This window comes from Cupriavidus sp. FW305-F7 (assembly GCF_058782875.1).
Genome location: NZ_JBYSYC010000064.1, coordinates 25914 through 39931, shown reverse-complemented (window position 1 = coordinate 39931; position 14018 = coordinate 25914). Strand labels below are relative to the sequence as shown.

Genomic DNA, 14018 nt, shown 5'->3' with positions numbered 1-14018 from the left:
CTGGCGAGGCTTCTTCGTCCTCCACGAGATTACCGAAATGTTCCGCATCTTCAGTTCAGGTCCATAGGATGTGGGTAAAGCTCAGGCCTTTAGGCAGGGGAGATGGAATGAACACCGCCCGTCAGTAACGCTAGCGGGGGTTCCACGATGAGGGGCTCTCGCTTGACCGACGGCATCGATGTGCCAAAGTGAAGATCCGAACCATCACTTGAGGTAAGCCCAAATGAATGCTACGACATATGGGCTGGATCTTGCAAAGTCGATCTTCCAACTCTACTCGGTCGACCCAGAGACGGGCGAGACGCACAGCCGGCGCCTCAGCAAGACCCAACTGATTTCCTTTCTGAGCAATCGCACCCCCGGCAAGTTCGTACTGGAGGCGTGTGGCGGCGCGCACTGGTGGGCAAGAAAGATTATCAGCCTGGGCCATGAAGCCATCCTGCTCCACCCAAAGTACGTGCGACCGTTCGTGCGGACCAACAAGACCGATGCGGCCGACGCGCGCGCGATCTGGACAGCCGCGCAGCAACCTGGGGTGCGACCGATACCGGTAAAGACTGAGGCACAGCAAGCCTTACTTGGATTGCACCGAATTCGCTCGGAACTAGTCGACAGCCGCACGCGGCAAGTGAATCAGATTCGCGGCTTGCTGGGCGAATACGGCCTGCACTTCGTGCTTGGTCGCAAGGCTGCCATGGCGCAGTTTGTCACCCGACTGAGCGAGATCGAGCAAACCATCCCGGCTCCCTTGTGGCGACTGTTGTCGCGCCAGTTACAGCGACTCAGGCAGTTGGACGCTGAAATCCTCGCGGCCGAGCAAGAGATCGCTGCATGGCTAAAAACCGAGCCTGCCGCCCAATGTGTGGATGCGATTCCGGGAATTGGCCCGATCACCGCCACGGCCCTGGTTGCCACCATGGGATCTCCCCAGGCTTACCGCTCAGGCAGAGCCTTCGCGGCCAGCCTGGGCCTGGTACCAACCCAGAGTGGCACCGGCGGCAAGGTTCACCTCGGCCATATCAGCAAACGTGGCGATCCCTATTTGCGCAAACTGCTGATCCATGGCGCACGCATCGTGCTGACCCGCTCGAAGCGGCGCCCGTGCTGGGCTGAGGCCCTGCTGGTCAGGCGCCCGACCAATGTTGCCATCGTCGCGCTAGCCAACAAGATGGCGCGCACCGCCTGGGCATTGCTTGCCCATCGCCGCGTCTATGAACCCGGCTATGTCAGCGCACGGCCTGCGTAGCGAAAGCACGACCACAGTAGGGGACAAACGAATACCTTCAGGGTTGCACAGGGTAAGGAGATAAGGTGTGATGGCAAACTAGGTCGGACCGCGGGAACGCAAACCCGATGACATCCAAGCGGCTTACAGCCCGTCGTGGGAGATGGGGACGTTCCCGGCTGATTCCATCAAGGCCCGCAGGCACGTTCCTGCAGCAAGGTCGGATATAAGACAGCAACCCATACCTACAAGCCAAAGCCCTTCAATTTACCTTGGCATCCGGGCGGTGTTCATATAAGGACGTCAAATGCGCATTCACCGGCTGGCCGTCCCGCCGATCCGGTGGCAATGGCCTGCCTGGCGCCCGTCACCTGCCTCGGCGATTTCATCCATTCCGACGACGCCTTGAACGCTTTGCCATGTGAAGAATGTCCCACCACCCAAGGAGACAATCACATGACAAGGCATCCATTCGACCTGAGCGGCAAAGTGGCACTGGTGACCGGCGGCAACGGCGGCATCGGCCTGGGCATTGCCGAAGGGCTGGCCGCGGCCGGCGCCGATATCGCGATCTGGGGCACGAATGCCGCCAAGAACGCTGCCGCCGCCGACCGCCTGGCCCAGCATGGGCGCAAGGTGCATACTGAGCTTTGCGACGTCGGCGACGAGGAGGCGGTCGATGCTGCAATGGAGCGCACGGTGGCGGCGCTGGGGCGCATTGATGGCTGCTTTGCCAATGCCGGCGTGGGCAGCGGCAACAAGGGGCCGTTCGACCAGATGCCGACCGAGGCCTGGCGCAGGACCATGCGCGTCAACCTGGACGGTGCCTTCTTCACGCTGCGCGCCGCGGTGCGGCAGATGCTGGTGCAGGGCGAGGGCGGCGTGCTGTGCAGCACGGCCTCGGTCGCGGCCATTGAAGGCGCGCCGCGCTCCGAGCACTATGCTGCCACCAAGGGTGGCGTGATCTCGATGATGCGGGGGCTGGCGGTGGAGTACGCGCGCAAGGGCATCCGCGCGCACTCTATCCTGCCGGGCTGGATCAAGACCGAGATGACCAGCGTGGCCCAGGGCAACGATGTCTTCCAGGAAATGGTGCACAAGCGCGTGCCGATGCGCCGCTGGGGCGAGGGCAGCGACTTCGCCGGCATCGCGGTCTACCTGATGAGCCCGGCTTCCGCATACCACACGGGGGATACCTTTGTGATCGACGGTGGCTATACGCTGTTCTGAGCCGGACGTCTGGCAGGCCCAACAGGCCAGACCCGGCCGCCGCCGACCACATAGGCGTGCTCGTCCGGTTGCGGCCGAACGGTGGCGTGGCCGGTGAAGGCACCAAAGGCGGGCAGAATGGCGCCGTGCGGGCCGAACAGGAAGCAGGGCAGGCGCAGGCTGTCTGCGCCAGCGCCGCGCAGGCGGCAGGCCGGATGCAGGTGGCCGGCCAGTACATAGCCCTGTGCAGAAGCGCCGGGCATATGACATAGCGCGAAGGGGCCCGCCACGGCGGGCTCGGTCACCACGGAGATGTCGAGGGACTCAGGCGGGTCGCCGGCGCGCGCATCATGGTTGCCGCGCACCAGCGTGCAGCAGACCTGCGGCAGCAGGCTGTGACGCCAGTCGTCCAGCGCCCGTAGCACCGCCTGCGTACGGGCGGCACGCGCGTGCAGGAAGTCGCCGAGGAAGACCAGCTCATCCACTGGCAGTTGCCGGGTCAGCCGTGTCAGCAGCGCCAGGTTGTCGCCGGTGGTGCCGTGCGGCACCGGCTGCCCCAGCGCACGGAACGCCGCGGCCTTGCCGAAATGGACATCCGCCACCATCAGCATGCCTGCCGCAGGCCACCAGATCGCATGCTCGGGCAGCAGCCACAACGTCTCGCCGACGGCCGTCACGGCGAACGCGCCGTGCGCTTCCAATGTGCGGGCATCCGGTTTCATAGCAGCGGCAACGGCTTCGAAGGCTTGCGCACGCGGCGCGGCTTGCGCGGCGTGCGCCCGGACGGGCCGGCGTGGTCGGCCATGCCGAATCTGGCGGCTTGCGCCACTGCCTCGGCCGGCATGCTTTCCGCTTCGCCTGGCTCCGGACCTGCCGCCAGTTCCAGGTCGGCCAGCATGCGGGCGATGCGGTCGGCCAGCTTCTCGGTGCTCAGCTTCTCGCGCAGAAATTCCACCACCAGCGGGAAGGACAGCGGCGTGGGCCGCTTCAGTTCATGCAGGTCGAGCTTCAGCGCCGACAGGCGCTCCAGCGTATCGGCGAGCCGGTGCGCATCCAGCTCCTGCATCAGCACCTCGCGCTCGGCCTGGCCCAGCAGCAGGTTGCGGGGGTCGTGCTTGCGGAACACCTCGTAGAACAGGCTCGACGAGGCCTGCAACTGGCGCGCGCTCTTGGGTGCGCCGGGATAGCCCTGGAAGATCAGCCCGGCAATGCGCGCGATCTCGCGGAAGCGCCGCAGCGACAGCTCGCCCGCATTGAGGCTGCCCAGTACGTCGGCGGCCAGGTCGCGCTGGCGCTCCTCGGCCAGCACCTGCGGCAGCCAGTGGGCCCAGTCCAGCGGCGCCGACGCCAGCAACTCGAGCCCGTAGTCGTTGACCGCGACCGAGAACGTGGCCGGTACCTTCTGCCCCAGCCGCCACGCCAGCAGGCTGCCCAGCCCCAGATGGACCGAGCGGCCGGCGAACGGGTACAGGAACAGATGCCAGCCCTCACGCGAGTGCAGCGATTCGGCCAGCAACGTCTGGCGGGTGGGCAGGGCCGACCATTGCGCCTGCAGATCCACCAGCGGCTGGATCAGCGGCAGCTCCGGCGTGGTGCGCGGATCGAGCCGGCCCGCGGCGGCGGCTTCAAGCGTATCAATCACGGCTTCGGCCAGTTCGGTCGACATCGGCATCTTGCCGCCATTCCAGCGTGGCACCACCGGGCGCTTGCCGGTAGCGCGCCGCACGTAGGCGGTCATCTCCTGCACCCGCACCAGTTCCAGCAAGCGCCCGCCGAACAGGAAGCAGTCGCCCGGCGCCAGCCGTGCGATAAAGCCTTCCTCGACCGAGCCGAGCGAGGCGCCGCCGCTGCCCGCGCGGCTCCAGTAGCGCACCTGCATGGTGGCGTCGCTGACGATTGTGCCCACGCTCATGCGGTGGCGCCGCGCCAGCCCCACGTCCGGCACGCGCCAGACGCCTGCCTCGTCCGGCACCGCGCGGCGGAAGTCCGGATAGGCCGACAGCGTGGCGCCGCCCTGGCGCACAAAGTCCAGGCACCACTGCCACTCCTCGTCAGTCAGGTTGCGGTAGGCCCACGCCGAGCGCACCTCGGCCAGCAGCGCTTCCGGGCGGAAGCCGCCGCCGAGCGCCACCGTCACCAGGTGCTGCACCAGCACGTCGAGCGGCTTGTCGGGCGACTCGCGCGCTTCGATGCGGCCGGCCTGTACCGCATGCCGCGCGGCCACCGCTTCGACCAGTTCCAGGCTGTGCGTGGGTACCACCGTCACGCGCGAAGCGCGGCCCGGCGCGTGGCCGGAGCGGCCCGCACGCTGCAGCAGCCGCGCCACGCCCTTGGGCGAGCCGACTTGCAGCACGCGCTCAACCGGCAGGAAGTCCACGCCAAGGTCGAGGCTGGAGGTGCATACCACCGCGCGCAACATCCCGTTCTTCAGGTTCAGTTCGACCCATTCACGCACGCCACGATCAAGCGAGCCGTGGTGCAGCGCGATCTCGCCGGCCCAGTCCGGGCGCGCGTCGAGCAGCGCCTGGTACCACAGCTCGGCCTGGGAGCGGGTGTTGAGGAACACCAGCGTGGTGCCGCTGTGCGCCAGCTCTTCAACGACATGAGGAAGCATCGACAGGCCCAGGTGGCCGGCAAACGGGAAGCGGCTGGCGTTGTTGGGCAGCAGCGTGTCGATCACCAGTTTCTTGGGCGTATGCCCGTGCACCAGCACGCGCTGCTCCTCGGGCACGCCGGACAGAAGCACGTCGGCCGCATGCGGCAGGTTGCCGAGCGTGGCCGACAGCCCCCACACCATCAGCGCCGGCTGCCACTGCCGCAGCCGCGCCAGCGCCAGCTGCACCTGCACGCCGCGCTTGTTGCCGAGCAGTTCGTGCCATTCGTCGACCACCACCATGCGCACGCGCCGCAGGGTCTCCTGGGCATCGGCGCGTGTCAGCATCAGCGTCAGGCTTTCGGGCGTGGTGACCAGCGTGGTCGGCAGCCGACGCTGCTGTGCGGCGCGCTCGGCGCTGCCGGTATCGCCGGTGCGCAGCGCCACGGTCCAGTCGAGGTCCAGCTCGGCCAGCGGCGCCTGCAAGGCGCGCGTGGTGTCGGCGGCGAGGGCGCGCATCGGCGTGAGCCACAGCACCGTCAGCGGCGGCGCGGGTTTGTCGTGGGACGGCGCCGCGCGCGTCGTGCCGAACGCCATCAGCGCGCCCAGCCATGCCGCATAAGTCTTGCCGGTACCGGTGGTGGCATGCAGCAGCCCGCTCTGGCCGCGCGCGATCGCGGTCCACACCTCGCGCTGGAAGGCGAATGGTTGCCAGCCGCGCGCGTCGAACAGCGCCGACAGGCCCTGCGCGACGGCCAGAGGTTCGGTAGCGGTGTCTTCCGCCGGCTTGCGCGCGGCGCGCGGCGGACTCATGCCGCATCCTCCCGCGGCGCGGCGGCGCCCGGCAGCATCGCTTCCAGCGTGGCCAGCGTATCGGCTTCTTCGATTGGCTTGTCGGTGCGCCAGCGCAGCATGCGCGGAAAGCGCACCGCAATGCCGCTCTTGTGCCGGCCGCTGCGGGCGATGCCCTCGAAGCCGAGCTCGAATACCTGCGTGGGCTCCACGCTGCGCACCGGGCCGAATTTCTCTACCGTGGTCCGGCGCACGATCGCGTCGACCGCGCGCATCTCTTCATCGGTCAGGCCGGAATATGCCTTGGCGAACGGCACCAGCGCGCGGCCGGGCGTGCCGGGCGGGGCGTTCCAGACCGCGAAGGTAAAGTCGGTATAGAGGCTGGCGCGGCGGCCGTGCCCGCGCTGCGCGTAGACCAGCACCGCATCGACCGAGTAGGGGTCGATCTTCCACTTCCACCAGATGCCTACGTCCTTGGTGCGGCCCGCGCCGTAGGCCGCGCTGGCGGCCTTCAGCATGAAACCTTCGACGCCGAGTTCGCGTGAGGCATCGCGCAGCCGCGCGAAGTGTTCCCAGCTCTCAGCCTCCACCAGCGGGCTGAGTTCGAGCGAAGGGTGGACGTAGTCCGCCACCACTTGTTCCAGTCGCGCGCGACGCTCGGCCTCTGGTCGGGTGCGCCAGTCAGCGCCGTGCCATTCGAGCAGGTCATAGGCCATCAGGATGGCAGGCGCCTCGCGCAGCAGCTTCGCGCTCAGCGTCTTGCGGCCGATGCGCTGCTGCAGCAGCGCGAAGGGCTGCACGCGGCCCTGTTGCCAGACCACGATCTCGCCGTCGAGCACGGTGCCGTCCGGCAGTTGCCCGGCCGCTTCCAGGATTTCCGGAAAGCGTTCGGTGATCAGTTCCTCGCCACGCGACCACAGCCAGGCCTGGCCGCCGCGACGGACCAGTTGTGCGCGGATGCCGTCCCATTTCCATTCGACCAGCCAGTTTTCCGTGGTGCCCAAGACGCTATCGAACTCTTCGAGCGGCGCCTGCAGCGGATGCGCGAGGAAGAATGGGTAGGGCTGGCCGCCCCCGCGCAGTTCGCGGTGGTCGTCGCCTTCCGGTGCGATCAGTGCCAGGAAGTGCGCGGCATCGGGACGCGCGGACAGGTCGGTGTAGCCGACCATGCGCTCGGCCACGCGCTTGGGGTCGATACCGGCCACTTCACCGAGCGCGCGCGTCACTAGCAGCCGCGATACGCCCACGCGGAAGGCGCCGGTGATCAGCTTGAACAGGACCAGCCGGCCGTGCGCGTCGAGCGGCCGCCACAGCGCATCGAGACGCGGCATCAGCGCTTCGGGCGGCAGGCCGCGCAGCGGCAGTAGCCGCTGTTCGACCCATTCGGCCAGGCCGGCGTGGTCGGCGTCCATTGGCTCGGGCAGCAGCAGGGCGATGGTCTCGGCGAGATCGCCGACGGCCTGGTAGCTTTCCTCGAACAGCCAGTCGGGCAGCTCGGCGGCTTGGCGCGCCAGTTCGCGCAGCAGCGAGACCGGCACGATCTGGCGCGGCTTGCCGCCGGCGAGGAAATAGACCGCCCAGGCGGCGTCTTCCGGCGGCGCCACGCGCAGGTAGTCGATCAGCGCGGCGAGGCGGGCCTTGGTCGAGGTGGTGCCGTCGAGCGCGGCGTAGAGGTCGGCGAAGGCTTTCATGGCGCGGGCTCTTCGTTGCCGGCGTCTGGCTTCTCTTCGGTGTCCGCCGACTGCGCTTCGTTGCGCGCGGATTCGTCGTCGTCGCCGTATTCGGTCTCGAACGCCTGTGCCTGCCAGCCGCGTTCGTTCAGGTAGCGCACCATCACCGGCACATTGCCGTGGGTCACGATGATGCGCCCGGCTCCAGTTCCCTCGATGGCGCTGAGCAGTCCCGGCCAGTCCGCGTGATCGGACAGCGCAAAGCCGCGATCGACACCGCGGCGCCGGCGCGTGCCGCGCAACTGCATCCAGCCGCTGGCAAAGGCGTCGGACGCATCGCCAAAGCGCCGCAGCCATGGTGAGCGCTGCGCCGAAGGCGGCGCCACCACCAGCGCCTGGTGCAGCAGCGGGCTCCGCGGCGGCAAATCTGAAGCCAGTGCCATCGGCGGCAGCGCCACGCCGGCTTCGGCATAGGCCGCATTGAGCGTGGTCAGCGCGCCGTGCACGATCACCGGGCCCGGCATGCCGTCGGCGCCGGCATGGCGCAGCAGGCCGTGCAGGATGCGCTGGGCCTTGCCGAAGGTGTAGGCGTAGACGATGCTGGCGCGGCCGGCCTGCGCGTTGGTTTGCCACCAGTGGAAGATCTCCGCCATCAGCGCGGCCTGCGGCGGCCAACGGTAGATCGGCAGGCCGAAGGTGCTTTCGGTGATGAAGGTATCGCACGGCACCGGCTCGAACGGGTCGCAGGTGCCGTCGGCTTCGAGCTTGTAGTCGCCGGAGGCGACCCAGACCTGCCCGCCGTATTCCACGCGCAACTGGGCCGAGCCCAGCACATGGCCGGCCGGATGCAGGCTCAGCGTGACGCCGTGGTGGCGGATGCGCTTGCCGTAGGGCAGGGTATTGAGGTCGATGCCGGGCAGGCGCGCCAGCAATACGCCGCGGCCGGGTTCCGCACACAGGTAATGGGCGTGGCCGAAACGGGCGTGGTCAGAGTGGGCATGGGTGATGACGGCGCGCTCGACCGGGCGCCAGGGATCGATATAAAAGTCGCCCGGTGGGCAATACAGGCCCTCCGGGCGGGCGACGATCAGGTCGCCGGCGGGGGCGGGTTCAGCCTGCGGGGGCCGGGCTGGGTCCAAGCGTGCCTCCTGATGCACTGCGGCCAGCGGGCGGCCGCGATGCTCCCGGGGCGGGAGACTTGGGAATCATACTGCGGCGCTGTGCTGGCTGTGGAGGCGGCGGGGTCCGGTTTGGGTGTCGGTGGGGGTCCGACAAGGATGGGAGGCGCTGCCGGTTTGCTCCCCTCTCCCATTTATGGGAGAGGGGAGCAAACCGGCAGTGCGCGAAGGCCTGCTATCGCGTTGCCGGCGTCCTCGATGCAGCCGCCCGACCACATTCCTCAAAGCACGTCATCCTTCAAGTGATACCAGTGGTAAAGCACCCGCTGCCCCATCCTTCGGAACGGCGCAAACATCTGCGACTCCACCATCTCCCGCACATTCGGGAACGGTAGCGGCGAGCGAAAGATCGGCAACTCCGGTAGCGCCGACGCCTTACCAGCAATCAACGCCGCCAGCCGCTTGCCAGCCTGCGCGGAGTACATCACGCCATTGCCGCCGTAGCCCATGGCGTAGTAGATCGACTGGGCCGGATCCGGCTGGGTGATGCGCGGCATCATGTCGTGGCTGACATCGACCCAGCCCCACCATGAGTAATCGACCTGGATCCCCTGCAGCGCAGGGAACTTGCGGTGCATGTCGCCGATCAGCTTTTGCTTGTACTGCTCCTGCGGCGCGTCGTTGCCGGTGATGGCGCTGCGGCTGCCGATCTGCAGGCGGCCGTCCGGCATCAGGCGGTAGTAGTGGCGCAGGATGCGGGTGTCAGTGATGACCTGCGTGGTGCGGAAGTTGCACGCGGCCAGTTCGCTGGCCGTGAGCGGGCGCGTGACGATGGAGTTCGACAGGATCGGGAACAGCCGGTTCTTCAGCTCGCGGTGCAGCGTTTGCGAGGTATAGCCGCCGGTGGCCACGCCCACGGCGCGAGCGCGCACGATGCCGCCGGGGGTGCGCAGGTAGTGCACGCCGTTGCGCGTTTCCCAGCCGGTCACCGGGCTGGACGGATGCACCTTGGCGCCCAGCTCGCGCGCGCGGCGCAGGTAGCCGAAGGCGAGCTTGCCGGCGTGGATGCCGATGCCTTCGGGCTCATGCATGGCGCCCGCGGCTTCCTTGTCGTCGACATACTCGCGCCGCACGGTGTCGGCGTCCATGATCCGTGCGTCGTACTTGAAGACTTCGCGCAGGAGCTTGGCTTCCTTCTCCAGCGCCGGCATCACCTTGGCGCGGTGCGCGATATACAGGTGGCCGCCAGGCTGCGGGTCGCAGTTGATGTCCTGGATCAGGCCCTTGAAGGTCTCCATACCGTCGCAGATTTCTTCATGTAGGCGCAGCGCGGTGTCCAGGCCGTAGCGCTGGATCCACTGCGAGCGCTTGAGCCGCCCGGACGCGCATTGCGCCTGGCCGCCGTTGCGTGTGCTGCAGCCCCAGCTGACGCGGTTGGCTTCGAGCACGGTGGCCTTGATGCCATATTCCTGTGCCAGGAAGATGGCGCAGGTCAGGCCGGTGAAGCCCGAGCCGATGATGGCCACATCGACGTCGATGTCATGCGTGATCGGGCCGTCGTCGGCAGGCGGTTCGCCCGCGGTGCCGATCCAGTAGGTGGGCGCGTATTCGCGGCCGTGACCGGGGGTGGGGGTGTGCAGGGGATCGTAGGCGGGGTCGTACGGCCGGGTGGGCGCGGTGGACTGCTCACCGGCAAGGAGGCTGCTGCGGGGGGCTACGGCTTGCATGGCGCGTCTCCTCGGTCAGGCTGCGGGCGCTACGACGGGCGGGCGATCCTTGCGGTACGCGTTCTTGACCGCGATCTTGCCGTCGCGGAAGGTGAACACGTCCACCATGCGCGCCTCGATCCGGGCGCCGTCGGCACGGGTGCCGCGGAAGGTGGATTCGCTCACGCCGCGGTCGCCCACGACAAAGTGGTCGCCATCGACCCACTGCGCGTCGGGGAAGGTCTGCCAGGCCAGCTGGAAGCCTTCGCGCACTGCCTCGCGGCCGATAAAGCTGCGGCCCAGCAGGTCGGGCCCGGCCACGCCGTGGAAGGCACAGTCATCGGCCATGAAGCGCATCAGGGCCTCGATGTCGTGGCGGTTCCAAGCGTCGTTGAAGGCCTGCAGCAGTTCGATGCCGGTGGCGGTGTTGTCCTTGGACATGGGTTGGTCTCCTGAGTGTTGTCTGCCGGTCCGTGGGGAACTGGCCATGACTCGAGGATAGGGAAGCCACGCGCGGCGCTGTAGCGCCAGTTCGGGACAATCGCTTGGGCCAGCGGCGGGAGACACCGCCGCGGGCCGGCTCAGGCCGCGGGACGGACCCGGGAAGTGACGGCGGCGATGGTTGTGGTGCCGCTGGCGGTGGCCTGCAGCTCACGCGCCACGCCCGCCAGCACGCGGATGCCGGGCTCGATGCGGTCCAGCGAGATCGACGAGTAGCCCAGCCGGAAGCCGTTGCGCGGCGCGGGCTCGGCCATGAAGAAGACGCTGCCGGGCTCGATCAGCACGCCCTGCAGCTCGGCCAGCCGCGCCAGCGCATCGGCATCGAGCCATGGTGGCCCCTCGATCCAGCATGAGGCGCCGCCGGCGATCGGCACCGCGCGGAAGTCAGGCATATGCGTGGCCAGCGCCGCCAGCACCGCTTCGGCGCGCTCGCGGTGCGCGGCCGCCAGCCGGCGCAGGTGCGCGTCATAGTGGCCCAGCGACAGGAACAGCGAGAACGCGCGCTGGATATAGGCCGACGGGTGCCGCAGCATCAGCCGCCGCGCGCCGCGCAGCTCGGCGATCAGTGTCGCCGGCCCGACGATATAGCCGATGCGCAGCCCCGGCGCCAGGCTCTTGGACAGGCTGCCGACATAGATCACGCGGTTGCTGCGGTCCAGGCTTTTGAGCGTGGGGGTGGGGTCGCCTTCGAAGCGGCTTTCGCTTTCGTAGTCGTCCTCGATCAGCACGAAGTCAGCTTCCTCGGCCTGGCGCAGCAGGGCCTGGCGGCGCGCCAGCGGCATGGTGACGGTGGTGGGGCACTGGTGGCCCGGGGTCACGTAGACGTAGTCGCAGGCGCGCTGTGCGTCAGACAGGGTCAGGCCGTCGCCGTCGACCGGTAGCGGCACCAGGTGGGAGGTGTGCGAGCCAAAGATATTGCGTGCGTCAGGATAGCCGGGATCCTCGATGCCCACCGGCGTGTCGGGGCTGACCAGCAGGTCGGCCAGCAGGTACAGCGCCTGTTGCGCGCCCACGGTCACCACGATCTCGTCGGCGCCGGCCCACACGCCGCGGCGCGGCAGCACGCGGGTGCGGATCTGCTGCACCAGGGATTCGTCGTCGCGCAGGATCATGTCCTGGGCCCAGTCGTGGATGTCGAGCACGCTGAGCGCCTTCAGGCAGCATTCGCGCCAGTCCGCGGTGGGGAACAGCACCGGGTCGTACTGGCCGTAGATGAAGGGGTAGGGATAGTCGCGCCAGTTGGCGCGCTTGACGATATTGCGCTGCTGCGTGGGGCGGAACACAAAGCGCCGCTCCCAGTCCGGCTCGCCCGAGCGGGCGGGCACCGCCTCGCCGCGCAGCGAGGCCACGCCGCTCACGCGCGTGCCCAGGATCTCCGGGTTGACGAAGTAGCCGCTGCGCTCGCGCGCCACCAGGTAGCCTTCATCGACCAGCTGCTGGTAGGCCAGCACCACCGTATTGCGCGCCACGCGCAGCTGCGCCGACAGCTCGCGGCTGCTGGGCAGCGGCTCGCCCTGCGGCAACTGCTCGTCAAGGATGGCCGAGACCAGCATCTGGCGGATCTTGCCCTGCAGGCTCAGACCCGAGTGGGTATGCTGCTGGAACAGCTGGGACCAGAGGGTGGTGGGAGACTTCAGGCTCATGGGGCAGGGGGCGTTGCCTTGACGGCGAAGCGCGCCAGCATACTGCACCGGCGCGCCACGTCAGTCATGGTCAGTCATCAATACTCGTGCAGGTCCGGGCGTGGCATCTCCGCCAGCGGCACTACCGGATCCGCGCTACCTCGAAACAGTTGCCGCGCGGCGTAGGCCACCAGCAGGATGCCCAGGCTCACCACACCCAGCGCAAGCGGCGTGCGCTGGTCGGGGATGAAAGCCATCGCCACCACGATGCCGATCATGCCGACGATCGCCACGTAGGTGAGGTACGGGTAGCACCACATGCGCACGCGCAGCTGGCCCGGCGCTTCGCGCTCCAGGCGGGAACGCAGGCGCAGCTGCGAGATCGCGATCAGGATGTAGACGAAGATCGCCACCGTACCGTACGAATTCACCAGGAAGGCAAAGACCGTATCCGGCGAGACATAGGACATCACCACCGCACCGTAGCCGAACAGGGTTGCCACCAGGATGGCGCGCACCGGCACGCCGTTGCGGCTCACGCGGGCCAGCGACTTGGGGGCGTCGCCACGGCGGGTCAGCGCGAACAGCATGCGCGACGAGGCATACAGGCCCGAGTTGAGCGCCGACAGCACCGCGGTCAGCACGATCGCGTTCATGATCTGCGCGGCCGCCGGCACGCCCATCACGTTCAGCGCGCTGACGTACGGCGTGGCGATGCTGGTGGAGTTCCACGGCACCAGGCAGACTACCAGCAGGATTGAACCCACATAGAACACCAGCACGCGCGTGATCACCGAGCTGGTGGCCTTGGCCACCGCCTTCTGCGGCTCGGCGGTCTCGGCAGCGGCGATGGTGACGATCTCGGCGCCGAAGTAGAAGCCGGTGGCGGCTACCGCGCCGGTCAGCACCGGGACAATGCCGTGCGGCATGAAGCCGCCGTTGGCGGTCAGGTTGGCCACCTCCATGCCATGGGACCCGGGGGCCAGGCCCAGCACATAGACGCCGGCGATGAACAGGAACACTATGATCGCGGCCACCTTGATCGATGCGAACCAGAACTCGAACTCGCCGAAGGACTTGACCGATACCAGGTTGGTCAGCGTCAGCATCACCAGCAGCACCAGGCTGATGATCCAGTTGGGCACGTCGGGCAGCCAGTAGCGCACCAGGTCGGCACCGGCCACGGCTTCCAGCGCCACCACGATGACCCAGAAATACCAGTACATCCAGCCGGTCAGGAAGCCGGCCAGGTTGCCCACTGCCGGGCGGTCGCGCCAGGCTTCGCGTGCATACTCATAGAAACCGCCGCTGCCGGGCATGGCGCAGGCCATCTCGCCCAGCATGCGCATCACCAGCACCACCAGCAGCCCGGTGATCAGGAAGGAAAGGACCGCGGCCGGGCCGGCGGATTTGATGACGACGCCGCTGCCGACAAAGAGGCCTGCGCCGATCACGCCACCCAGGGCGATCATGGTCATGTGGCGTTGCTTCAGGCCGTGGGATAGCCCGTTGCCGGACTCTGGTTGTTGGATCATGTTGTGTCTCCTGTGCTGCGCTTGCTGTCGGTACTGCGTTGCAGCCA

The 14018-nt window shown here is 67.9% G+C and carries 10 protein-coding genes; 2 read left to right on the top strand and 8 right to left on the bottom strand.

Going from position 1 to position 14018, the window contains the following annotated elements:
- The first annotated feature begins 223 nt into the window (after positions 1-223).
- Both AC3WL8_RS36160 and AC3WL8_RS36155 read left to right on the top strand, forming a co-directional pair.
- Positions 224-1246, top strand: coding sequence for an IS110 family RNA-guided transposase (locus AC3WL8_RS36160; protein WP_492379888.1), 1023 nt, complete (start codon positions 224-226; stop codon positions 1244-1246).
- Positions 1247-1681: 435 nt separating this feature from the next.
- Entirely contained in the window at positions 1682-2455 is a 774-nt protein-coding gene (locus AC3WL8_RS36155; RefSeq protein WP_013953496.1) for an SDR family NAD(P)-dependent oxidoreductase, read from the top strand.
- Here AC3WL8_RS36155 and pdeM read toward each other — a convergent pair.
- The 8 genes from pdeM to AC3WL8_RS36115 form a co-directional block, all read right to left on the bottom strand.
- Positions 2440-3156, bottom strand: coding sequence for a ligase-associated DNA damage response endonuclease PdeM (gene pdeM, locus AC3WL8_RS36150; protein WP_013953495.1), 717 nt, complete (start codon positions 3154-3156; stop codon positions 2440-2442). The genes AC3WL8_RS36155 and pdeM overlap by 16 nt on opposite strands.
- Entirely contained in the window at positions 3153-5840 is a 2688-nt protein-coding gene (locus tag AC3WL8_RS36145) for a ligase-associated DNA damage response DEXH box helicase (protein ID WP_492379887.1), read from the bottom strand. The genes pdeM and AC3WL8_RS36145 overlap by 4 nt, the downstream gene beginning before the upstream one ends.
- Positions 5837-7510 carry an ATP-dependent DNA ligase gene (locus tag AC3WL8_RS36140; protein WP_013953493.1) on the bottom strand — a complete coding sequence of 558 codons (1674 nt, stop codon included), beginning with the start codon at positions 7508-7510 and terminating at the stop codon, positions 5837-5839. The genes AC3WL8_RS36145 and AC3WL8_RS36140 overlap by 4 nt, the downstream gene beginning before the upstream one ends.
- Positions 7507-8628 carry a ligase-associated DNA damage response exonuclease gene (locus AC3WL8_RS36135; protein WP_249221307.1) on the bottom strand — a complete coding sequence of 374 codons (1122 nt, stop codon included), beginning with the start codon at positions 8626-8628 and terminating at the stop codon, positions 7507-7509. The genes AC3WL8_RS36140 and AC3WL8_RS36135 overlap by 4 nt, the downstream gene beginning before the upstream one ends.
- Positions 8629-8888: 260 nt before the next feature.
- Positions 8889-10334, bottom strand: coding sequence for an NAD(P)/FAD-dependent oxidoreductase (locus tag AC3WL8_RS36130; RefSeq protein ID WP_013953490.1), 1446 nt, complete (start codon positions 10332-10334; stop codon positions 8889-8891).
- Positions 10335-10349: 15 nt separating this feature from the next.
- Entirely contained in the window at positions 10350-10754 is a 405-nt protein-coding gene (locus AC3WL8_RS36125) for a nuclear transport factor 2 family protein (RefSeq protein WP_013953489.1), read from the bottom strand.
- Positions 10755-10894: 140 nt separating this feature from the next.
- Entirely contained in the window at positions 10895-12457 is a 1563-nt protein-coding gene (gene pdxR / locus AC3WL8_RS36120) for a MocR-like pyridoxine biosynthesis transcription factor PdxR (RefSeq protein ID WP_013953488.1), read from the bottom strand.
- A 77-nt stretch (positions 12458-12534) separates the two neighbouring features.
- Positions 12535-13971, bottom strand: coding sequence for an amino acid permease (locus tag AC3WL8_RS36115; protein ID WP_013953487.1), 1437 nt, complete (start codon positions 13969-13971; stop codon positions 12535-12537).
- Positions 13972-14018 lie beyond the last annotated feature (47 nt).